The sequence below is a fragment of the Pseudovibrio sp. FO-BEG1 genome (assembly GCF_000236645.1).
Taxonomy (GTDB): Bacteria; Pseudomonadota; Alphaproteobacteria; order Rhizobiales; family Stappiaceae; genus Pseudovibrio.
In genome coordinates this window covers 1895857-1918178 of record NC_016642.1, presented here as the reverse complement: position 1 = coordinate 1918178, position 22322 = coordinate 1895857, and the positions used below count along the sequence as shown (strand labels likewise).

Genomic DNA, 22322 nt, shown 5'->3' with positions numbered 1-22322 from the left:
TTGCGCAAAAGCATGTCGGACATTGCTGTCCGATTTGAGAAGGAAATCACGCTACGCGGGGAAGAATTCAGCAAACAGTTGGAGCAAAAGTGTCAAACCATGCCGGAAAAAGTGTCAAACCTTGATAAAGAAGAGCAAATGCTCGGTTTATCATCTAATAATTTCAAGGAGATAAGTGGTGCCCGGAGGCGGATTCGAACCACCGACACGCGGATTTTCAATCCGCTGCTCTACCAACTGAGCTATCCGGGCCTGTCGCGTTGGGCAGTGTGCCCCGCTGAGGTGAGGGTCTTATAGGGTGGGAAAGTTTGTCTGTCCAGCACCTCAAAGAGTTTTCCCAAAGGCTTTTAGGGGGTTAAATCTTTTTTTTCGCTGAAGGCCTTGTGGCTGAGAAATCACAGCACAAAAAAGGGCGTGGCTAAAGCAGTTCGCATCTTCGTAGAAGCACATGAACTGCTTTAGCCTTTGTTTCCCGCGTATCTTTATCTGAAAACTGGTTCCCACTTTTCAGCGATACGCTTTAGAGCGCCTTTTTCATTCCGATGTCTATGGATCTTAAACAGAGACCCAACCAGACTGTTCGTGAGATTTGGCCATGGACTGAACGAGGCCTTCGATGAAGATGCCGCGTTCGAAGTCGATCAGGTGGCTTTCCTGGCCCTGCAGGCTCTTCAGGATCTCATTGACTTCGATGATCTTCAGGTCGTTGAAGCCGAGGCCGTGGCCCGGAGCTGGAATGAAGCGGTCGTATGGTTCGTGTGCTGGGCCTGCCAGAATGGTGGTGTAGCCCTGCCCTGCGACGTCGCCTTCCGCCTTGTAGACGTGCATTTCGTTCATGCGTTCCTGATCATAAACGATGGAGCCTTTGGAGCCGAAGATCTGTACGGCGATGCGGCCTTTGCGGCCCCATGCGGAGCGGTTGAGCTGCAATGTGCCGTTGCCGCCGTTTTCAAGTTCAAACAGCACGGTGGCAGCATCATAAGTCTCGACAGCCTTGTCGTTGCCTGCTGCGTCTTTGCGGGTCGCGTATGGCTTGGTCATGTGGCACATGACTTTGGCAATGCGCAGGTTGAGCGCCATCAGCAGGGACATGGTGTGTACGCCGAAGTCGTCCAGAGCACCGAAACCTGAAGCTGCACCGCTCTTGATGCCCCATTCATCATCCGGGTTGGCCATGAAGTCTTCGTCCATCTCAAGACGGATCTGAAGCACGTCGCCAATCTCACCTGCGTTCAGCAGGTCGCGGATGCGGCGCATCATCGGGTTCTGGATGTAGTTGTAGCCGAGGAAGGTTTTCTTGCCGGACTTGCGGGATGCTTCGAGCATCTTCTGGGCATCTTCAAAGGAAGGTGCCATCGGCTTTTCGCAGTAAACGTGCTTGCCAGCTTCCAGAGCTGCAATCGCCATTTCCGGGTGGAACTCGTTCGGCGTGGTAATCGAGATAATATGAATATCAGGATCAGCCAGCATATCGCGCCAGTTGCCCGTTGACTTGGCAAAGCCGAAGTCTTTTGCGCGCGCTGCTGCCAGTTCTTCATTCACCTCAGCAAGCGTTACCAGTTCTGGCTTAAGCTCACCACCAAACACACCGGATACGGCATTCCATGCCAGAGCATGACATTTGCCCATATATCCGGTTCCAATCAGACCTACGCCGATTTTTTCCATCTCAGTAATCCTGAAAGTGCTCCCAGAGCGAAGCGGGTTCTTGTTCTTAATTGGTTCCCACAGAACGCGCTTTGAAACGGAGCATTGCTAGAAAGAAGGAGCGGCACGATCGGGTAATGCCGCTCCTCAATGTGTCATTGAACAACCTGTATGTTGCGTATGCCTGGACCGGGAACTGAGTTTAGCTCCCGGAAATACGCATCACACGGTGCCGCCCAATGATGCCTCCAGACTGGCAAGCTCCTGCCCGCCAGCCATCAAGTCTTGTAATTCCTCAGCGGTGATCTCGCCCTTCTTCGCCGTGCCGAGGGTTTTGCCCCGGTTCAGCACTGTGAAGCGATCACCCACTGCCATGGCGTGGCGAACGTTGTGCGAAATGAACACGACGCCAACACCTTTCTTGCGGACCTTATCCATTGTCGAGAGCACATTGGACGTCTGACGTACGCCCAGAGCAGAGGTCGGCTCGTCAAGGATGAGGACCTTCGCACCGAAGTATACGGCGCGTGCGATTGCGACTGTCTGGCGTTCACCGCCGGACAGTGTGCCCACAGCCTGATCCGGCTCACGCAGGTTAATGCCCATCTTGGACATCTCTTCCATGGTCACTTCGTTTGCGTACTTGTGATCAAAGTAAGAGATTGGTCCGAACTTTTTGACCGGCTCGCGGCCCAGCCAGAAGTTGCGGGTGATGGACATGAGCGGGATCATGGCCAGATCCTGGTGCACCGTTGCGATGCCAGCATTCATTGCATCACGCGGGCTTTCAAAGACCTGCTTCTGACCGTCAACAAAGATCTCGCCCTTGCTTGGCTTGTGCACGCCGGACATGGTTTTGATGAAGGTGGATTTACCTGCACCATTATCACCAAGCAGACAATGCACCTCGCCGGGCATGACGGAGAAGGAAACACCAGCCAAAGCAATTACGGAACCGAAGTGCTTTTGGATATTCTTCATCTCTACGATAGGTGATGTCATGATCAGCGCTCCCCTGTGACGCGCTTGCGGATCATGTTGTTAAACAACACCGCAATCAGCAGCATGGAACCGAGGAAGACCAGATACCAGTCCTGATCGATATTGGTGTAGCTGAGGCCGATCAGCACCATACCGAAGATGATGGAGCCGAAGAACGCACCAATCGCAGACCCGTAACCACCGGTGAGCAGACAGCCGCCAATTACCGCTGCGATGATAGCTTCAAACTCCTTCTGGAAGCCACGACGGGCATCGGTGGAGCCTGCATCCATCACGGTGAGGATTGCAACAAGCGCTGCACAGCATGCGGTGAACATGAACAGGTACATCTTGACCTTGCGCACTGGCACACCGGAGTTGCTTGCTGCGTTGCTGTCGCCGCCAGCTGCAAAGATCCAGCTGCCATAGCGAGAGCGCAGGAGCACCCAGGTGGCAACAAGAGCGAGCAGCAGGAACCAGATGATATCAACCGGAACACCGTCGACTTTTGGTTTGCCGGACTTAAAGGTGTCGATCCAGCCAGATTCCGCCAACCAGTAGAACAGAGGTGTAAACGCTTCGCCGCTGAAGAACTCAGCCAACCACGTGCCTTCAAACTCCTGACGGATGCCGCGGAGCTGGGTGGAGCCGCCGGTTGCGGCCTTGAGGCCAACCAGGGATAGACCACGCAGGATAAAGAGGAACGCCAGCGTTACAATAAAAGACGGCAGACCTGTGCGGATAACGATCTGCCCGTTGAGGGCACCCATCGCAGCTGCCGCCATGAAGGTGACAATAATCGCTGCAAACAACGGCAGGTCAAAGGTGACCATTGCCGCGCCGAAGATCAGCCCTGTGAACGCAACCATGGATCCAACGGAGAGGTCGAACTCGCCGCCGATCATGAGAAGTGCTGCTCCGATTGCCAGAATGCCGAGCTGGGCAGCAGGCGTCATGAAGTTCATGATCCCCGCAAGGGTGAACATCTTGGAGTCAGCAGTGAAAAGAAAGAAGATTGTTACGAGAGCAAGGCCAGCAATAGCGCCGAGTTCCGGACGCTTCATGAGCCGGGAGATGAGCGAGATTTTTTTTACTCTTTCGTCCGCGCTCTCAACAGCAAGATCGGACATTTTATTTCCCTCAGTTTGCATGGATGAGAGGGATGCAGGCACCCCTCCCATAGCAAAGCTCCTTAGCGGATGCCTTGAGCGGACAGCTCAACAACCTGGCCTGCTTTGTCAGCAGTGATCAGGTTTGGACCGGATGGAACGTTGCCACCTGGAATAAGTCCGTACTCTGCATTGAGAGCGAGGAAGATAACTGGCAGGTAGCCCTGCAGGAACTGCTGCTGGTCAATTGCAAATGCTGCTTTGCCGTCAACAACTGCCTGCAGGAAGCCTGCGGACATGTCGAAGGTTGCTACATTTACTTCACCAGTGCGTCCGACAGCTTCAACCGCTGCTACTGCTGGCTCACCCACGAGAGAAGCACCAAGACCCATGATGGTGTCGATGTCTTCGTTGGATTCCAGAGTTGCCTTGATTTTAGCTTCTACTTCTGCCGGATCGTTGTTGGTTGGAACAACGGTCACGTTGCCACCGAAGCCAGCTGCAAAGCCTTCACAACGCAGGTCGAGGGAAACGTTGCCCACTTCCTGGTTGACGCAGATGCCGACCTTGCCGCCCATATCAGCAAGCTTCTTACCTGCTGCTTTACCGGCGTCAAACTCGTCCTGACCTACGTGAAGCAGGGTGCCGAAGCTTGCGGACACGTCACTACCGGAGTTCATGGAGATGACAGGGATGCCAGCTTCCACGGCTTTGGTGATGGATGGACCAAGCGCGTCGCCATCTGGAATGGACACAACAATTCCGTCCGGCTCCTGAACGATGGCCGCATCGATAAGCTGGCTCATGGCCACCATGTCAAAAGTTTCTGGAGCACGGTAAGAAACGTTAGCGCCGCTGTCTTTTGCTGCTTTGTCTACACCGTTTTTAACAACAGACCAGAATGGGTCGTTTGCCTGGCCGTGGCTCACAACAATAATGTCAGCAGCCATTACAGCAGGTGCAGTCATGATCGCAGCAGCAGCTACGAACGCGCGTAAAGTCTTTTTCATATAAACCTCCCAAGATTGGCGCATGCCAATTTTAAGTCAGGGTTTCCCCTAGAAGTCCGGTGTGTATCTCGTCCATAAACACCAGAGTTCGAATGCGTCTCCGCATATATTGTAGTGCTCAGCCGTCCCACGGGCGAAAGCACCCATCCCCTTTTATATCAACGCAAGCCTGTTTGCGGCAAATCCGTGCTGGATCTGCAAGATACAAGGTAGATGGACAGAGCGCGTGTTACCGGCCCTACAATCGTAGAATTCATCCAAATTTTTCCAATTCGGAAAATTCATTCCAAATTTATAGAACGTACATTGCGGTTTTTCAAGTTTTGGAATAGATTTTTTTCATGACACAGAATTTAGATGCAATTAGCCCAGACATTCCCTCGGATTACGAGAGCCTGAAGGCTAGAATAAGTACTCTTTCAGAGAGCATGCCGAAGAGACTTTTGCAGTGCGCACGGTACGCATTGGCAAATCCGGACAGAATCGCTCTTGGCACAACAGCGGAGATTGCCAGCGCTGCAGGCGTGCAGCCGTCTACTCTTGTACGCTTTGCGCAGACGCTGGGGTTTGACGGTTTCTCGCAGATGCAGCAGATCTTCCAAGGGCAACTGGTTGGCCGCAGCTCTGAGTATACAGAGCGCCTGACCAAGATCCGTGAAAGCGGAACAAACACCCCTGGCAGCATTCTGGGCAACTTCGTGGAACGCTCCAAGCAGTCGCTGGATGATCTGCTACGGCAGGTGGATACGGTGGCACTGGAACGCACCATTGAAGCGCTGTCAGCTGCAGAAAACATACACTTATTGGGACTTAGACGTGCATACCCAGTGGTTAGCTACCTGCACTATACATTGGGTAAGATGGGCGTCAGAACCAATCTTTTGGAATACACGGGAGGTATTCTGGAAGAGCGCGTTCAGTTCATCAATGAGAACGATGCATTGTTTGTGGCGACCTTCAGCCCCTACTCTCCAGAGGTGGTTGAGTTTGCCAGCAAGGCCTTTGGCCGCGGCGTGGCGGTAGTGTCTTTGACGGACAGTGTCCTGTCTCCAATCGCCCGCGTTTCATCAACCGTTCTGGAGGTAAATGAGGCAGAGCACGGCGCATTCCGTTCACTCTCCACAACCATGTGCCTTGCAACTTCTATCGCTGTTGCAGTTGGCGATGCGCGAAAGTGGACCTCCCTCTCCTAGAGTATCTCTAAGGAATCAAAGGGAAGCCCACACAGCACCGAAAATGGAAGAGAGCTTCTCCAAATTTTGGAATGAAGCTCATTCTATTTTGAACATACATTCCACTTGTGATTATTTTTGGAATATGTAATCTTTCAGGAAATGCTAGTACCTGATTGGGAGAATCCGTTGAAATCACTTGATGTCATCACAATCGGCCGGTCATCGGTCGACCTGTATGGAACGCAGGTTGGCAGCCGACTTGAAGACATGTCTTCGTTTAATAAGTATGTCGGCGGCTCACCAACCAATATGTCAGTCGGAACAGCTCGTCTCGGGCTGAAGTCTGCCCTGATCTCCCGCGTAGGGGATGAGCATATGGGCCGCTTCATTCGTGAGCAGCTGGTCAAAGAAGGCGTTTGTGTCGATGGTCTTGTCACCGACAAAGAGCGTCTGACCGCACTTGTTATTCTTGGTATTCGCGACAAAGAGCAGTTTCCGCTGATCTTCTATCGCGAGAACTGTGCCGACATGGCGCTGTGCGAAGATGACATTGATCCCGACTTTATTGCCCAAGCAGGCTGTGTGACCGTCACAGGTACTCACCTTTCGCATCCACGCACTGAAGCTGCTGTTCTTAAAGCGCTGCGTCTTGCGAAAGAGAACGGCGCGCGCACTGCTCTGGACATTGATTACCGCCCGAACCTTTGGGGTCTTGCTGGTCACGGTGACGGTGAAGAGCGCTTCATCGCATCTGAGAAAGTGACTGCCGAGCTGCAAAAGCACCTGCACCTGTTTGATCTGATCGTGGGTACGGAAGAAGAATTCCATATTGCAGGCGGTTCCACCGATACGCTTGAAGCACTGAACGCGGTGCGCAAGGTCAGCAAGGCTGCTCTTGTTTGCAAGCGTGGCCCAATGGGCGCAGTGGTGTTTGAAGACGAGATTGGCGCGAGCCTTGATGACGGCAAGTCCGGTCCGGGCTTCCCGATTGAAGTGTTCAACGTGCTTGGCGCGGGTGACGGCTTCATGTCTGGCCTGCTGCGCGGCTGGCTGAAAGACGAGACCTGGGAAACCACCCTCACCTATGCAAATGCATGTGGTGCGTTTGCGGTATCCCGTCACGGCTGTGCGCCGGCTTACCCAAGCTGGGAAGAACTGCAGTGGTTCCTTGAGAACGGTTCCACCGAGCATGCTCTGCGCAAAGACAAGAAACTGGAGCAGATCCACTGGGCGACCAACCGCAAGGGCGATTGGTCCAACATGAAAGTGTTTGCCTTCGACCACCGCTCTCAGCTGGAAGACATGGCTGCCAAAGTTGGTGCTTCTGAAGACAAGATCCCTGAGTTCAAAGAGCTTTGCCTCAAAGCCGCTCAGCAGGTTCGCGCTGGTGGCGACGACTACGGCATTCTGTGTGACGGTCGTCTTGGTGAGGAAGCGCTGTTCAAGGCAACTGGTTCCGGTCTCTGGATTGGCCGCCCTGTTGAACTGCCGGGTTCCCGTCCGCTAGAGCTGGAGATCGGCCCTGACCTTGGTAGCCAGCTGGCAGAATGGCCGGTTGAGCATGTGGTTAAGGTGCTTTGCTTCTACCACCCAGATGACAGCGCTGAGATGAAAGCGCGTCAGGAAGAGACGATCCTTCGCCTTGCACATGCGTGCCGCGAAAATAATCTGGAGTTTTTGCTGGAAGTCATCCCGTCCAAGGTTGGACCGGTTGATGATGACACCACCGCGACCATCATTCAGCGCTTCTATGATCTGGGTGTTTACCCTGACTGGTGGAAGCTGGAGCCATTGAAGACCGATGCAGGCTGGCAGAAAGCTTGTGATGCGATCAAGAAAAATGATCCTTGGTGCCGCGGTATTGTTGTTCTTGGCCTTGATGCACCGGCTGAAGAGCTCGCAGCGAGCTTTGAGGTTGCAGGCAAGTACGACCTTGTGAAAGGTTTTGCTGTTGGCCGTACCATTTTTGCTGAAGCTGCTGAAAAGTGGCTTGGCGGAAACATTTCTGACGAAGAAGCCATTGCGAACATGGCTACGAAATTTGAAGGTCTCGGTTCTGTCTGGGAGCAGGCCCGAGCGGATAAGAAAGAAGTTGCATGAGTACGATCAGATTAACAGCCGCACAGGCTCTGGTTCGCTATCTAGCAGCCCAGAAAACGCCTGAGGGAGACAGCTTTATTGCTGGCGTCTGGGCTATTTTTGGTCACGGTAACGTGGCGGGTCTTGGTGAAGCGCTTTATCACGCTCAAGACACGCTGCCGACTTATCGCGGTCACAACGAGCAAGGCATGGCCCATGCGGCTATTTCCTATGCCAAAGCGTCCAACCGTCGCCGTGCGATGGCTGTGACCACTTCCATTGGTCCAGGTGCGACCAACATGGTGACTGCTGCGGCTCTGGCTCACGTGAACCGTCTGCCGGTTCTGCTGCTTCCAGGTGATGTGTTTGCAAACCGTGCGCCGGATCCTGTACTTCAGCAGATCGAAGACTTCCAGGATGGCACCGTCAGTGCAAATGACACCTTCCGCCCTGTGAGCCGTTACTATGACCGCATTCAGCGTCCTGAGCAGCTGCTGACTGCCCTGCCACGCGCCATGGCGGTTATGACTGATCCGGTCGAATGTGGTCCTGTAACTCTGGCGATGTGTCAGGACGTGCAGGCAGAAGCGTTTGACTGGCCGCTGAGCTTCTTTGAAGAGCGCACCCTGCACTTCCGCCGCCCTGCACCTGATGCGCTGGAGCTGGAAACTGCGGTTGCTGCTATCCGCGCTGCCAAAAAGCCAATGATCATTGCAGGTGGTGGTGTGCACTACTCACTGGCAACGGACGATCTGAAGAGCTTTGCTGAGACACACAATGTACCGGTTGCTGAAACGCAGGCTGGTAAGTCCGCTCTGCCATGGGATCATGAGCTGAATCTGGGCAGTATTGGTGTGACCGGTTCTGCCGCTGCAAATGCGATTGCGGAAGATGCTGATCTGATCATCGCTGTGGGCACCCGCCTGCAGGACTTCACCACAGGCTCCTGGGCGCTGTTTAAGAACCCGGATCGTCGTATCCTGCAGCTGAACGCAGCCTCTTATGACAGTGGCAAGCACAACGCACTTCCACTGGTGTGTGATGCGCGTGTTGGCCTGCAGGCTCTCAGCCGGAACCTGGGCAACTGGAAAGCTGAAACCGATGGTGCGTCTCACCGTGCGACCTGGCTCGCCGCTGTTGAGAGCGCAACTGCAGCACCTGATGGTGGCAATGAGCTGCCAACTGATGCGCAGGTGATCGGCGCTGTTCAGCGTGCATCCAACGCAGACACCACTGTTGTGTGTGCTGCTGGCGGTCTGCCGGGCGAACTGCACAAGCTTTGGAAGACCGATAAGCCGGGTGGTTACCATCTGGAATACGGCTTCTCCTGCATGGGCTACGAGATTGCCGGCGGTCTTGGCGTGAAGATGGCCAAGCCTGAGAATGAAGTGGTCGTCATGGTTGGCGATGGCAGCTACATGATGATGAACTCCGAGCTGGCGACCTCCGTCATGCTGGGTCACAAGATCATCGTGGTTCTGCTGGACAACCGCGGTTACGGCTGCATCAACCGTTTGCAGATGGCGACCGGTGGTGACAACTTCAACAACCTTCTGGATGACGCGTATCACGTTGAGCCATCCAACATCGATTTTGCTGCACATGCGGGTGCAATGGGGGCAACCTCTGAGCACGTTAAGAGCATTGAAGAGCTGGGTGAAGCTCTTGAGCGCGCAAAAGCCAGCACCAAGTCCTACTGCATTGTGATCGATACCGATCCGCTGCCAACCATGCCGGAAGGTGGTCATTGGTGGGATGTGGCTGTGCCGGAAGTATCAAAAAGAAAAGAAGTAAATGAAGCTCGCAAGGGCTACGAAAGCGCGCTGACCAATCAGCGTTTGGGGGACTAAGGCCAATGATCCGTTACGGAACCAACCCAATTGCATGGAGCAATGACGACGACCGTACTCTCGGTGCGCACATTTCTCTGGAGCAGTGCCTCAAAGAAGCCGGTGAAATCGGCTTCGACGGCATTGAAAAAGGCCACAAGATGCCAACCGAGCCAGAAGCGCTGAAAGCAGCACTGGCACCACACGGTCTTGCCTTTGTTTCTGGCTGGCATTCTCTGAACCTTCTGGCGCACAGCGTTGAAGACGAGAAGAAAGCAATCCAGCCTCACCTCGACCTGCTGAAAGCAATGGGCTGTAAGGTTTGCATCACCTGCGAAACCTCCAACGCCATCCACGGTGCTGATGACACCGCGCTTGCAGACAAGCCTGTGCTGGCTGACGAGCAGTGGGCAAAGTTTGGTGCGGATGTGGAAGCGATTGCTGCTTACTGCGCTGAACAGGGCATCTCCCTCGTTTACCACCACCACATGGGTACTGTGGTACAGACAGGTGAAGAGATCGATCGCTTTATGGAAGTGACCGGCCCGAACACCTACCTGCTGCTGGACACTGGCCATGCATGGTTTGGCGGTGCGGACCCGGTTGAAGTTGCCAAGAAGCATATGGCTCGTGTGCGTCACCTGCACGCGAAGAACGTTCGTCCAACCATCCGTGAGCAGGTTGAAGGCGAGCGCCTGAGCTTCCTGGAAGGCGTGCGCCGCGGTGTGTTCACCGTTCCTGGCGATAAAGAAGGCGGCGTTGATTTTGAACCTGTGCTGAAGATTGCAGCTGAGCATGGCTATGAAGGCTGGCTGGTGATTGAAGCAGAACAGGATCCTGATCAGCGCAATCCGTTCACCTACCAGAGCATGGGCCTGAAAGCACTGCGCGAGATGGCTGTGAGCGCTGGTCTTGATAAGAAGGTAGTCGCATGAGCAAGCTTCTCGTAAAACCTAATGGCAAAGAAGGCAAGGTGCATGACATCACGCCTGAAAGCGCCGGTTGGGGCTACGTTGGCTTTGGCCTTTATCATCTGGAGCCGGGCGCAAGCGCCAAGGAACTGATGAAGGGCAAAGAAGCCATTCTGGTTATCGTGGAAGGCAAAGCAACCATCACCTCTGATGGTCAGGACTTTGGCACCCTTGGTGAGCGTAAGAACGTGTTTGAGCGCATCAAGCCATGGTGTGTGTACGTACCTGCCGGAGCTGAGTGGAGCGCAACCGCGGTTACCAAGCTGACACTGGCTGTGTGTACTGCCCCTGCAAAGGATGGCAGCTACCCTGCCCGCGTGATTGGCCCGGATGACATTCCAAGCGTTGAGCGCGGCGTTGGTGCCAACACCCGCTACATCCACCCAATCGCCATGGAAGATCAGGACTTTGCAGAGAGCCTGCTGGTGACTGAGGTTTACACCCCTCAGGGTAACTGGTCCTCTTATCCTCCACATCGTCATGACGAAGATAACTTCCCGGAAATGACCTATCTGGAAGAGACGTATTATCACCGTCTCAACCCGGAGCAGGGTTTCGGCTTCCAGCGTGTGTTCACTGAAGATGGTGAGCTGGATGAGGCGATTGCGATGTCCAGCGGGGATGTTGTGCTTGTACCAAAAGGTCACCACCCATGTGGCTCGCCTTATGGCTACGAGATGTACTACCTGAATGTGATGGCTGGCCCGATGCGTAAATGGCGCTTCCAGAACCACCCTGACCATGACTGGATTGCTCAGCGCGACGCAAAACCTGCGGACGCCTGAGGCACTTGATATCCGCATGTTCCCGTTAATTCTTAAGCGGGAGCATGCGTTTAATAAACGCGCCTTCTTTTGGGAGACCCACCAGGCAACTCTGCTGGAGTGCGCGATATAAACGCTGTTGTGAAAGATAAGCTATGACTGTTTCAATTGGCCTGTTGGGAGCTGGCCGTATTGGCAAAACCCACGCAAAAGCTGTAAGCCAGCTTGCAAATGCAAAACTGGCGGCTGTGTACGACCCGTTTGAAGACGCTGCAAAAGAAATTGCAGCTCAGACTGGTGCACGCGTTGATGGTCTGGACGCCATCATGAATGATCCTGCGATTGACGCTGTGATCATCGCGACCCCAACCGATCTGCACGCTGAGCAGATTGAGCAGGCGGCACGCGCTGGTAAGGCAATCTTCTGCGAAAAACCGATCCATCTGGATGGCGACCGCGTTCGTGAGTGCCTGAAGGTTGTTGAAGAGACCGGCGCAAAGCTGATGGTTGGCTTCAACCGTCGTTTTGACCCGAACTTCGCTGAAGTAAAGCGCCAGATCGAAGCTGGTGTGATTGGTGATGTTGAGATGGTTCAGATCACCTCTCGTGACCCTTCCCCGCCACCAGTTGACTACGTGAAGCGCTCTGGCGGTCTGTTCAAAGACATGATGATCCATGACTTCGACATGGCTCGCTTCCTGCTTGGCGAAGAAGTCGTTGAAGTGAACGCAATGGGCAGCGCGATCGTTTCTGAAGAGATCGGCGCAGCTGGTGACGTGGACACAGCTACTGCAACTTTGAAGACTGCAAGCGGCAAGATCTGCACCATCACCAACTCCCGCCGCGCGACCTACGGCTACGACCAGCGCGTGGAAGTTCACGGTTCCAAGGGCATGGTTTCTGCTGAGAACATGCGCACCACCACCGTGACTGTTGCAAACGGCGAAGGTTACACTGCAGAGCCTCTCATGGACTTCTTCATGGAGCGCTATGAAGCAGCATACCGCATTGAACTGACAGCTTTTGTTGACGCACTGACCAGCGGCTCCGAGATCTCTCCAAACGGTTTCGACGGTTTGAAGGCTCTTGAGCTGGCAGAAGCAGCAACAGCTGAAGTTGCAAAAGCACGCGAACTGGCAAACGCTTAAGTCTGCTTTCAGATATGAATACGAAAAGGGCCGATGCATTGCACCGGCCCTTTTTTATTGTCTCAAAAATCTAGCTTACGCCATGGCTGCCTGTCTTCGCACTGTCGCGATACGGAAGCGGTTGGCGACGTAGGCGCCGTCTGTGAGGCTGGCGTTGCCGGCTGGGTTGGCGCCGGTGACGTGGAAGTCAGAATAAGCGGCTGACTGGTTCACGTAGATGTTGCCAGTGAGGTTCACAGAAAGCGGTGCGCCTGCCCAGGCATAAGCATCGGTGGCCTTGTCGATCACAGCTTCATCGGTTGAATACAGCGCTGCCGTGATGGCACCGTGGCTCTTTGCGGAACCGGCTGCACGGGCGATGGCGTCGTCAATATCATCACAGGCGATGATGAAGGAGATCGGGCCGAAGCGTTCCTGCATGTAGGCTTCTTCGTTCTTGGAATCGACCGCCACCAGTGTTGGTGTTGCAGAACGAGCGCCGTTCATGCCTTCGACAGGCTCGGATGAGCGGATCACCTTGCCCAGCTTGCCAGCAGCATCGATTCGCTCCAGCGTCGCTGGATTTTGCACGGCACCGAGGATCGCAGCTGCACGGGCCGGATCACCAAGGAGCTTGTCCAGTGAGATCTTGATGGCGTCTGCCACTTCCTCAAAGCTCTTTTTGCCGTCGTTGGTTTCAATGCCATCACGCGGAACGAAGATGTTCTGCGGTGTGGTGCACATCTGACCGGAATAAAGCGATAGGGAGAACGCGATGTTGCTGGCCATACCGCGCAGGTTGTCGGTCGACTCGATGGTGATCGCGTTGACGCCTGCTTCTTCGGTGTAGACCAATGCATCACCTGCATTTTCACGCACCCACTCACCAAAGGCGTTAGAGCCGGTGAAGTCGATGATCTTCACAGCATCAGCGGTGACCAGTTCCTTGGTTTTTGGTGCATCCGCAGTATCCGCAGCCAGCAGCAGGACGTTTGGATCGAAGCCTGCTTCTTTTAGCACATCACGGCCAATCTGAATGGAGATGGCCATTGGCAGGATCGCCATTGGATGTGGTTTGATGATAACCGGGTTGCCGGTGACGAAGCTTGCGAACATGCCCGGATAGGTGTTCCAGGTTGGGAAGGTCGCGCAGCCGATGACCAGCGCAACACCGCGTGGCACAACGCGGAATTTCTTGTCCAGCACGATTGGATCATGCTTGCCCTGCGGTTTGGTCCAGGTCACCTCAGTTGGTGTCTGGGTCATGGCATCATAGGCGTAAGCAACAGCCTCAAGGCCTCTGTCCTGCGCGTGTGGGCCACCTGCCTGGAACGCCATCATGAACGCCTGACCGGAGGTGTGCATCACCGCGTTGGCGATGAGGAAGGACTTTTTGTTGATGCGGCTCAGCATTTCCAGCGCGACGCCGACACGCTCTTCAACGGATGCTTTCGCCCAGCTCTTACCAGCTTCCTGCGAGGCCTTGACCAGTTCTGCCGGATCAGCATCTTCATAAGTCACGCCCAGCTCCTTGCCATAGGGTGAGGCCTCGGAGCCAGTCCAGTTGCCGTTGGTTGGCTGGCCCAGTGCGAATGGCTTGCCGAGAATCCCCTCAAATTCTGCAAGCTGATCGTCTTTTGCTGTTTCGCCATAGATCTTGCCAGAGGCGATCTCAGGGTAAGCAGACCAGTAATCTCTTGATTTACTTGTCTTTACTGCCTGAAAGAGCGTGTCTTTATGTGCTTCAAAAAAGTTACTCATTGTTCCTCCTCGAAAAACCTGCGGTTACCGCAGTGTTTCTTCGACCAATGTGTGAGTTGAATTCCAATTGACAGCGGTTTCACTTCCAGACAATAATTTACCGACCGGTCAGTCATTTCAAGCAAAAATTGCTAGAACCATCGACCAGCCTACGAAGTGATTAGGTTTTCCAGAGGGCTCTCCTCATAAATTTGGAAGTTCATTGGAGGAGATTCGGTGGTTCACTGGGGAGTGATGACAGACCTATATGGAGGGAGAGACCATGAGCGAGACGAGCGTCATTTCCGAGCAGAGCATTCTGGTGGATGTGAAAGACACCTACCATGTGATTACACTGAACCGTCCTGACAAACTGAACTCGTTCAATGACGAGATGCACCGTGCGCTATACGCGGCGCTGGAAGCAGCCGACGCGGATGAGAACTGCCGCGCTATTTTGCTGACGGCGGCGGGCAAAGGGTTCTGCGCAGGGCAGGATCTTGGTGACCGTGTGAAGCCGACACCCGACTCCCCTCCGCCGGATCTCACCCAGACTATCGGTGATTTTTACAATCCCCTTATCCGCAAGCTGAAGTCGATCAACATGCCGATCGTGTGTGCGGTCAATGGAGTGGCAGCTGGTGCTGGCGCCAACATTGCCATGGCGTGCGATATCGTGATTGCCTCTGAGAAAGCCAAGTTCATTCAAGCGTTTGCCAAAATCGGGCTGGTGCCGGATTCTGGTGGCACTTACTTCCTGCCGCGACTTGTGGGATCGGCCCGGGCGCGCGGACTTGCCATGCTGGGCACGCCGATCACGGCCGCGCAGGCAGAAGAATGGGGCATGATCTGGAAGTGCTCTTCTGCCGAGACATTTCTGGAGGAAGCCACTGCCATGGTTCAGGAGCTTTCTGTTGGGCCGACCATTGGTCTTGGCCTGATCAAACAAGCGCTTAATGCCTCTGAAGGCAACACGCTGGATGAGCAGCTTGATCTGGAGCGGGATTATCAGGGCGAAGCGGGCCGCACGCCGGATTATCTGGAGGGTGTGACTGCCTTCATGGAAAAGCGGGCTCCGAAGTATTCAGGCAAGCGATAATGGACAAGCAGGAATTGGCGGAGGCCGTTGCGGCCTCCATGTGGGAAGAAGACGAAGCAACACGCGCACTGGGCATGACGCTCGATGAGATTGCACCGGGCCGTGCTGTGATCTCCATGAAAATTCTTGAGCGCATGACCAATGGGCACAAGACATGCCACGGCGGGTACATTTTTACCCTGGCGGACAGTGCGTTTGCTTTTGCATGCAACAGCCATAACCAGCGTGTTGTGGCGTTTCAATGCTCTATCACTTATCTCGCCCCGGCCTTTGAGGATGATGTTCTGACGGCGACTGCCGAGGAAATTACCGTGCAGGGCCGATCCGGCGTCTATGACATTCATGTGTGCAATCAGGACGGTGCACGCATTGCAGAATTTCGCGGAAACTCGAGGACCATCAAAGGCACCCATATCGAGCTAAGCACCTAATTTATTTGGATGACCAGCATTTGAGGAGGAGAAAATGTTGGAGGTTGAAGAACGCAGGCCTGATCTGGAGCCTATTGAAACGGCTGGACGGGATGAGCTGCAAGCGCTGCAATTGGAGCGCATGCGCTGGTCAGTTCGCCATGCATATGAGAACGTAAAGTTCTATAAAGATAGTTTTGATGCAGCTGGCGTGCATCCGGATGATTTGCAGAGTTTGGCTGATCTGGCGAAGTTTCCTTTCACCACCAAACAGGATTTGCGCGACAATTATCCGTTCGGGATGTTTGCTGTTCCTGAAGAAGACATCTGCCGCATTCATGCATCCTCCGGCACCACGGGCAAGCCGACTGTGGTGGGTTACACCAAGAAGGACATTGAGACCTGGGCGGGTGTTGTTGCCCGTTCCATTCGTGCAGCCGGCGGTAAGCCGGGTGATAAAGTGCACATCGCTTATGGCTATGGGTTGTTCACTGGTGGCTTGGGTGCACACTACGGTGCCGAAGCGCTTGGCTGTACGGTGATCCCTATGTCTGGCGGTATGACAGAGCGTCAGGTGCGTCTGATTGAGGATTTCAAGCCTGAGATCATCATGGTCACCCCGTCTTATATGCTCTCTATTCTGGATGAGTATCGCAAGGAAGGTCTGGATCCGCGCAAGAGCTCCATCAAGATCGGCATCTTTGGTGCTGAGCCGTGGACCAACTCCATGCGTGAAGAGATCGAACAGGCGTTCGACATGCATGCGGTTGATATCTATGGCCTTTCAGAAGTCATGGGGCCGGGTGTGGCGCAGGAGTGCGTTGATACCAAGGACGGGCTGCACATCTGGGAGGATCACTTCTATCCTGAGATTATTGATCCGGTGACCGGTGAGGTTCTGCCCGACGGATCTGAGGGTGAGCTGGTGTTCACTACGCTGACCAAGGAAGGTCTGCCGATCATCCGCTACCGCACCCGCGACCTGACACGTCTGATGCCGGGCACGGCCCGCAAGATGCGGCGCATGGAGAAGGTCACCGGACGTTCTGACGACATGATGATCGTGCGCGGTGTGAACGTGTTCCCAAGCCAAATTGAAGAGCAGATGCTTCGCTGTGATGGTCTCTCCCCTCACTACCAGATCGAGCTGGCCCGCAAAGGTCGCATGGATCAGCTGATGGTGAAGGTGGAAGCGGCTGCCCATGCCACCTCTGATGCAGATCGTCTGGCGAGCGCAAAAGAGCTGGCGGTTCATGTGAAAAACAACATTGGAATTTCGGTTGGGGTAGACGTGGGCCTGCCAAATTCCATAGAACGAAGCCAAGGCAAGGCTAAGCGGGTTGTGGACCTGCGGCCTAAAGAAGACTAACGGAAATACAAAAGCATGGCGCGCACCAGAGCAGCGGATTATGACGATAAACGCAAATCCATCTTGAAGTTATCGGCGCGCGCCTTCGCGCAGCATGGCTACGACAAAACATCCATGGCGCAGATCGCCAAGATCTGCGGCTTCTCCAAGGCTTTGCTCTATCACTACTATGAGAACAAAGAGACGCTGCTGATTGACATTATCAGTGCGCACCTTGAGGAGCTCGTGGATGCGGTGGAGAGTGCTGGTCAGGCTGAGCAAGAGCCACTGGAGCGTTTGCGTAGCCTGTGCCGTGCTTTGATGATGGCCTATGAGGACGCAGATTCAGAGCACAAGCTGCAGATCAACGAGCTTTCATTTCTTCCAACCGAGAAGAAGCAGGATATCATTGAGCTGGAGCGCAAGCTGGTTGCCATTTTTGCTGATGCTGTGGCTGCCACCAATCCGCAATTTGGTGATGGCGACGCGCTGATCAAACCCGTCACCATGAGCCTGTTTGGCATGCTCAACTGGTCTTACCTCTGGTTTAAACCGGGGGGCGATCTGAGCCGCGAAGGGTATGCGGATCTGGTGGTGCAGCTTCTGCTGAATGGCTCGCGTTCCATACAGGGAACTGCGGCAAGCTGATCTCCCCTGCCCTTATCCAGATTTTACCAATGCCTGCGTAGTGAGCTGTTGCATCATGTCTATGTAGCGGTCTTGCGTCCAGTTGCAGGTGATACGCAGCTGTTCCCAGTTGCGTACGGAAAGGAGTGTGAGGAGCAAATCGGTTGCTTCTTCTTCGCTCATTTTATCCGTTAGCTTGCCATCAAATTTCAGTGCCTGCACCGCCTTTTCGCAGCCATCGCGAATGGCAAGGATTCGGTCGTTCCACGCGGCTGCGGCTTCTTCATCCGTTTCCTGCATGGCCATGAGCGCCTTAGCCACACCAAAAATCGTCGGGATGTAGTTGCCCCAGGTCTCGACCCAGGCTTCCAGTCTTTCCGTACCGGATGCAGCACTCCGGCTTTTTGCCAGTTTTGCATCAATATCGTGTACTTCATCCAGATAACGCGTTGTGGCAGTGAGCAAATCTGCGCGATTGGGAAAGTGCAGATAGAGCGCCTGACGACTGATTTTGGCAGCCTTTGCGATATCTGACATGCGCACAGCATTGCCATTCCCTGCTTCCAGCAATTGCCAGGTGAACTTCAGGATACGATCTCGGGTGGGAATATTCTGACTTGACATGGTGTCAATATAGATGCGATTGACATGATGTCAACTTGACACCATGTAAAGTTAGAAAGGCACGACAATGAAAACGATCATATTCGGTGCAACAGGCACCGTCGGCAGGCTCGCGACTGAGAGGATGTTGGCAGATGGGCACAGGGTGACAGCCTTTGCCCGCACACCCGGCAAGCTGAAGATTGAGCATAAAAACCTGATGCTTCTGGCAGGCAATGCGGCCTCTGCTGATGAGGTTGCAGCAGCGGTTGAAGGGCATGAGGCGGTGGTGATTACACTAGGAGCCGGCATGTCACGCAGCAGCACGATCCGGTCAGACGGCACCCGCAATGTCATTCTGGGCATGCAAAAGCACGGGGTGAAGCGGCTGGTCTGTCAGTCCACCCTTGGGGCACATGAGAGCTGGGAGAACCTTAACTTCTTCTGGAAGGGGATCATGTTTGGTGCGTTGTTGCGGCCTGTGTTCAAAGACCATGAACTGCAGGAGGAGCTTGTGCGGGTGAGTGGTCTGGACTGGACCATCGTGCGGCCCAGCGCGTTTGCCCCAGAGCTGGCAACCGGCAGCTACAAAGAGAACTTCCCCGCATCTGAACCGCGCCTTTCGCTGAAGATCAACCCAGCAGACATCGCCGGTTTTCTCAGTCGCCAACTTTCAGATGCGCAGTACCTTCGCCGTGCCGTGGGGATTTCCACCTGAGGCGTGCGGTCAGATCAGAGAGGCCTTGCAGATGCCACTGCTGTCATAGACCTCTTCAGCCGCCAAAACGGCTTCCCACTTACTGAGACGGTGTCCGTCTTCGATGAACTCCCGACCTTCGGACACCACATAGTACCAGCCTATCGCACCGTTCTCCTGGGTGAAGCGGTCAACACGCATGCAGATCTCAGGATTGTCGGGGACACGGCCAATGCCTCTGCCGTCGCCTACCTTTGCTCCTTCAGCGGGGCCCCAGATGTATTTCGGTTTTCTCATTTCTTCTCTTTCAGGTGGTTGCGCCATGAGCGAGCCAACATAATGGCAGTAGGCGATCTGAGAGGAGATGGTGCCAAGCGGCTTTGTTGCTTCTCCTCCGGATGCTCGCACATAGGCTTTATGCAAAATCTGCCATTGCCACATGAGGCATGGCGGCATTGCCAGCTCTTCCCAAAGCAAGATTGCGACTTCGAAGGACAGCAGCGAGCCGCCAACAAACATGTTTCTCTGGCCGTCTCTCTCCTTCCAATAGAACCCAGGTAGCCATTGCATCTCCAGCTCCATTTGTTCACTATATGTTCTATATCGCATTTTATGGCAACGCAAACCAGCAGATTCCGCTGATGCGCTGCTCAGGCTATAGCGAAATGCAGGTGACAGTGAAAATGCTGCTTGCAAGACTCTTCGATTTTTCCGAGAGTTACGGCAAGACTCAAGGAATGGCCTCACATGAAAACAGAACGTGAAAAGATGGAGGCAGGTGAGTGGTACACCTGCATTGATGATGAGCTGGAGGCGATGCGTCAGGCGGCCTATCGCGCCGTGCATGAACATCGCACACTGCACCCAAGTGAACGTGGGCTGATCAGCCCTGCCCTACGTGCCTTGCTTGGCAGCGCCACGGACAGCACGATCATCGAAACACCGTTCCATTGCTCTTATGGCGTCAACATTCATCTGGAAGAGAGGGTCTTCCTCAACGCGGGCTGCACCATTCTGGACAGTGCCACGGTGCGGATTGGGGCGCAGACCATGCTGGGGCCGAATGTGCAGATTTATTGCGCACAGCACCATAAGGATGCGGAGAAACGCTGTGCCGGGCTAGAGGTTGCCAAGCCAGTAACCATCGGCAAACGCGTCTGGATTGGCGGGGCTGCGATCATCATGCCGGGCGTGACAATTGGCGATGAGGCCATTGTTGGTGCTGGCAGCGTGGTGACCAAGGACGTACCTGCCGGGGCAACCGTGGTGGGCAATCCCGCTCGCGTTCGCGGGTAAAGCAGAGGCTGCCGAGGACATCCCAGCAGCCATCTCTTACTCCGGTCAGGCCTTCAATGCCTGAGGTGTTTTTTCTGCCTCAGAAGACAATTTTCGCTTGCCGAACCACATTCTGCTGAACAGACGATCTTTCAGGATGAACTGGTGGAAGGCCCATCCACCGATGTGCAGCAGGATCAGCACGCTCAGTAAGGTGGCGATCATTCCATGGGCGGCTCGTGCCGGAAAGATCATCAGGTCTGCCGGGAGTGCCTGGCCAGAGCCGCCAAATGCGACCGCGAAGAGATCTGCGTTTATGGCCATGATCAAGCCAGAGACAACCATCGCTGCAATGAGCAGGTAAATCGCCCAGTGCGCCAGCCCAGCGAGCGTGTTAAGGGCGGCGTTGCCCGCATCAGCTTTGCGGGGTTTATTCGTCACAAAGCGGGTGATGAGGCGTAAGATGATCAGCACACCAACAGTCATGCCCCAGATCATATGCCCTGTCATACCTGTCAGCTTTTCCGGGTCAGCACTATCCATTTCGGCCAGCATGGGGCCACCCACCACCAGTGCCATGAAGATCATCAGGGCGACAATCCAGTGCAAGGCGACCAAAACCGGGTGATATCGAGTTGTCATTGCATGCTCCATCCATTTTCAAGGAACCTGCCTACGAGTTCCTGATCAATTCTGGGCACATTTTACGTTACTTGATGAGAACAAGAATGCTATCGTTCGCAACAGTGTGTTACTTGAGAGAAACAGTGGAGCATTCATGAAGTCATCCGATTGGGAGTTGATGCCCGCCTTTCTCGCCGTGGCGCGGGCTGGCAGTTTACGGGCTGGGGCAGAGTTGCTTCACACCAACTACGGCACAGTCAACCGCAATATTCAGGCGCTGGAGGCGAGCTATGGGGTGGCGTTGTTTGTGCGTTCCACCAAGGGCTTCAAGCTGACGGAGGCTGGCGAGGCTGTGCTGCCGTTCGCCGAACAGGCTGAGCAGGTGATCATCAATGCGCGCAAACGGGTTGAAGGGCTGGACAAGACCGAGGCAGGAACGCTTCGCTTTTCCGTTACGCCTACATTTGCCTATGATGTGATTACGCCGATCATCAGTCGCTTTCAGGAAGCTTATCCGGATATTCAGGTGGCGCTGCGATTGACCTCTGCGGTTGAGAACATCAACAAGGACGAGACGGATGTATCACTGCGGGCCGCCTATGATGTGAGCGGGGATGTGGTTGCGCGCAAGCTCTATCCGATGGCGATGGGCATTTATGCCAGCAAGGCTTACATCGACACTACGTTTGCAAAGGCTGGTCCGCAAGGCGCAGGTCTGTCGTGGATCGGATGGCCGGAGAATGGTCCATTCAGCAACTGGATCTCACAGTCTGCCTTTCCTCAGGCAGATGTGCGGCATAGCGTTTCTGATGGATACATGCGGCTACAGATGCTTCGGGAAGGCTGTGGCATCTCACCAATGCCGGTGGTGTTTGAGAAGTACTTTCCAGACCTGTGCCGTGTGCCCGGTACGCCGCTGGAGTTTGGGCAGACACTCTGGATCGTGCTGCATGCTGATTTGCGCAAGACCGTGCGGATCCGCCGCTTTGTAGATTTTCTGGCAGATGCGCTTATGGATCTGCGGCCAGATATGCAGGGCGAGCTTTATCGGCGCTAGAGCAGGTTGCGTTCATCTGCATTCACGCATCCAGCTCTAACCTTTTGTTTTAACGCGTATTCTTATCCGAAAACCGGAACCACTTTTCGGGAATACGCTCTAAAGGATGCCAGCTTAAGTGCTGGTCACAATAACCTCAATTGCAGGTTG

Annotated in this window: 21 protein-coding genes and 1 tRNA gene; 13 read left to right on the top strand and 9 right to left on the bottom strand. The window is 54.4% G+C overall.

The window, feature by feature from the left end:
* Nucleotides 1-176: 176 nt before the first annotated feature.
* The 5 genes from PSE_RS08830 to PSE_RS08810 form a co-directional block, all read right to left on the bottom strand.
* Nucleotides 177-252 (bottom strand) — tRNA-Phe (locus PSE_RS08830).
* 303 nt (nucleotides 253-555) lie between these two features.
* Nucleotides 556-1668, bottom strand: a complete 1113-nt coding sequence (locus tag PSE_RS08825; RefSeq protein WP_014284518.1) for a Gfo/Idh/MocA family protein — start codon at nucleotides 1666-1668, stop codon at nucleotides 556-558.
* 201 nt (nucleotides 1669-1869) lie between these two features.
* Nucleotides 1870-2649, bottom strand: coding sequence for an ATP-binding cassette domain-containing protein (locus PSE_RS08820; protein WP_041768180.1), 780 nt, complete (start codon nucleotides 2647-2649; stop codon nucleotides 1870-1872).
* A gap of 2 nt (nucleotides 2650-2651) precedes the next feature.
* Nucleotides 2652-3779 (bottom strand): ABC transporter permease, encoded by a 1128-nt coding sequence (locus PSE_RS08815; RefSeq protein ID WP_208998201.1) that lies wholly within the window; start codon nucleotides 3777-3779, stop codon nucleotides 2652-2654.
* Nucleotides 3780-3820: 41 nt separating this feature from the next.
* Nucleotides 3821-4747: a sugar ABC transporter substrate-binding protein gene (locus PSE_RS08810; RefSeq protein WP_008549715.1), complete on the bottom strand. Its 927-nt coding sequence runs from the start codon at nucleotides 4745-4747 to the stop codon at nucleotides 3821-3823.
* Between the two features lie 341 nt (nucleotides 4748-5088).
* Between PSE_RS08810 and PSE_RS08805 the strand changes: the two genes are divergently transcribed.
* From PSE_RS08805 to iolG, 6 genes are all read left to right on the top strand, one after another.
* Nucleotides 5089-5940 carry a MurR/RpiR family transcriptional regulator gene (locus PSE_RS08805; RefSeq protein ID WP_008549568.1) on the top strand — a complete coding sequence of 284 codons (852 nt, stop codon included), beginning with the start codon at nucleotides 5089-5091 and terminating at the stop codon, nucleotides 5938-5940.
* Nucleotides 5941-6081: 141 nt separating this feature from the next.
* A complete protein-coding gene (gene iolC, locus PSE_RS08800) occupies nucleotides 6082-8022 on the top strand; it encodes a 5-dehydro-2-deoxygluconokinase (protein ID WP_193384388.1) in 1941 nt (646 codons plus the stop codon).
* On the top strand, nucleotides 8019-9851 hold the full coding sequence (gene iolD / locus PSE_RS08795; RefSeq protein ID WP_014284514.1) for a 3D-(3,5/4)-trihydroxycyclohexane-1,2-dione acylhydrolase (decyclizing): 1833 nt from the start codon (nucleotides 8019-8021) through the stop codon (nucleotides 9849-9851). The genes iolC and iolD overlap by 4 nt, the downstream gene beginning before the upstream one ends.
* 5 nt (nucleotides 9852-9856) lie before the next feature.
* Entirely contained in the window at nucleotides 9857-10765 is a 909-nt protein-coding gene (gene iolE, locus PSE_RS08790) for a myo-inosose-2 dehydratase (RefSeq protein ID WP_014284513.1), read from the top strand.
* The gene (iolB, locus tag PSE_RS08785; protein ID WP_014284512.1) at nucleotides 10762-11586 is read left to right on the top strand and encodes a 5-deoxy-glucuronate isomerase; all 825 of its coding nucleotides are present in this window, start codon (nucleotides 10762-10764) and stop codon (nucleotides 11584-11586) included. The genes iolE and iolB overlap by 4 nt, the downstream gene beginning before the upstream one ends.
* Nucleotides 11587-11720: 134 nt before the next feature.
* Nucleotides 11721-12713 carry an inositol 2-dehydrogenase gene (iolG, locus tag PSE_RS08780; RefSeq protein ID WP_008549805.1) on the top strand — a complete coding sequence of 331 codons (993 nt, stop codon included), beginning with the start codon at nucleotides 11721-11723 and terminating at the stop codon, nucleotides 12711-12713.
* A gap of 75 nt (nucleotides 12714-12788) precedes the next feature.
* On the opposite strand, the gene paaN is transcribed toward iolG, so the two are convergent.
* Nucleotides 12789-14453, bottom strand: a complete 1665-nt coding sequence (gene paaN / locus PSE_RS08775) for a phenylacetic acid degradation protein PaaN (protein WP_014284511.1) — start codon at nucleotides 14451-14453, stop codon at nucleotides 12789-12791.
* A 247-nt stretch (nucleotides 14454-14700) separates the two neighbouring features.
* On the opposite strand from paaN, the gene paaG reads away from it, so the two are divergent.
* Genes paaG through PSE_RS08755 form a run of 4 tightly spaced genes read left to right on the top strand, consistent with a single transcriptional unit; the run spans nucleotide 14701 to nucleotide 17937 of the window.
* Nucleotides 14701-15531, top strand: a complete 831-nt coding sequence (gene paaG, locus PSE_RS08770) for a 2-(1,2-epoxy-1,2-dihydrophenyl)acetyl-CoA isomerase PaaG (RefSeq protein WP_014284510.1) — start codon at nucleotides 14701-14703, stop codon at nucleotides 15529-15531.
* The gene (gene paaI / locus PSE_RS08765; RefSeq protein ID WP_008550030.1) at nucleotides 15531-15962 is read left to right on the top strand and encodes a hydroxyphenylacetyl-CoA thioesterase PaaI; all 432 of its coding nucleotides are present in this window, start codon (nucleotides 15531-15533) and stop codon (nucleotides 15960-15962) included. Before paaG ends, paaI begins: the two co-directional genes overlap by 1 nt.
* A 34-nt stretch (nucleotides 15963-15996) precedes the next feature.
* A complete protein-coding gene (paaK, locus tag PSE_RS08760) occupies nucleotides 15997-17310 on the top strand; it encodes a phenylacetate--CoA ligase PaaK (protein ID WP_014284509.1) in 1314 nt (437 codons plus the stop codon).
* A gap of 15 nt (nucleotides 17311-17325) precedes the next feature.
* The gene (locus PSE_RS08755) at nucleotides 17326-17937 is read left to right on the top strand and encodes a TetR/AcrR family transcriptional regulator (RefSeq protein WP_008549518.1); all 612 of its coding nucleotides are present in this window, start codon (nucleotides 17326-17328) and stop codon (nucleotides 17935-17937) included.
* A gap of 12 nt (nucleotides 17938-17949) precedes the next feature.
* Here the strand turns inward: PSE_RS08755 and PSE_RS08750 are convergent, their stop codons facing one another.
* The gene (locus PSE_RS08750; RefSeq protein WP_014284508.1) at nucleotides 17950-18540 is read right to left on the bottom strand and encodes a TetR/AcrR family transcriptional regulator; all 591 of its coding nucleotides are present in this window, start codon (nucleotides 18538-18540) and stop codon (nucleotides 17950-17952) included.
* A 67-nt stretch (nucleotides 18541-18607) separates the two neighbouring features.
* Here PSE_RS08750 and PSE_RS08745 point away from each other — a divergent pair, with 67 nt between their 5' ends.
* Nucleotides 18608-19237 carry an NAD(P)-dependent oxidoreductase gene (locus PSE_RS08745; protein WP_014284507.1) on the top strand — a complete coding sequence of 210 codons (630 nt, stop codon included), beginning with the start codon at nucleotides 18608-18610 and terminating at the stop codon, nucleotides 19235-19237.
* 9 nt (nucleotides 19238-19246) lie between these two features.
* Here the strand turns inward: PSE_RS08745 and PSE_RS08740 are convergent, their stop codons facing one another.
* Nucleotides 19247-19786, bottom strand: coding sequence for a hypothetical protein (locus tag PSE_RS08740; protein ID WP_208998121.1), 540 nt, complete (start codon nucleotides 19784-19786; stop codon nucleotides 19247-19249).
* Between the two features lie 177 nt (nucleotides 19787-19963).
* On the opposite strand from PSE_RS08740, the gene PSE_RS08735 reads away from it, so the two are divergent.
* Complete coding sequence (locus PSE_RS08735) at nucleotides 19964-20512, top strand: sugar O-acetyltransferase (RefSeq protein WP_014284505.1); 549 nt, start codon at nucleotides 19964-19966, stop codon at nucleotides 20510-20512.
* Nucleotides 20513-20557: 45 nt separating this feature from the next.
* On the opposite strand, the gene PSE_RS08730 is transcribed toward PSE_RS08735, so the two are convergent.
* Entirely contained in the window at nucleotides 20558-21133 is a 576-nt protein-coding gene (locus tag PSE_RS08730; RefSeq protein WP_148266116.1) for a cytochrome b, read from the bottom strand.
* A 136-nt stretch (nucleotides 21134-21269) separates the two neighbouring features.
* Here PSE_RS08730 and PSE_RS08725 point away from each other — a divergent pair, with 136 nt between their 5' ends.
* Nucleotides 21270-22172: a LysR family transcriptional regulator gene (locus PSE_RS08725; RefSeq protein WP_014284503.1), complete on the top strand. Its 903-nt coding sequence runs from the start codon at nucleotides 21270-21272 to the stop codon at nucleotides 22170-22172.
* Nucleotides 22173-22322 lie beyond the last annotated feature (150 nt).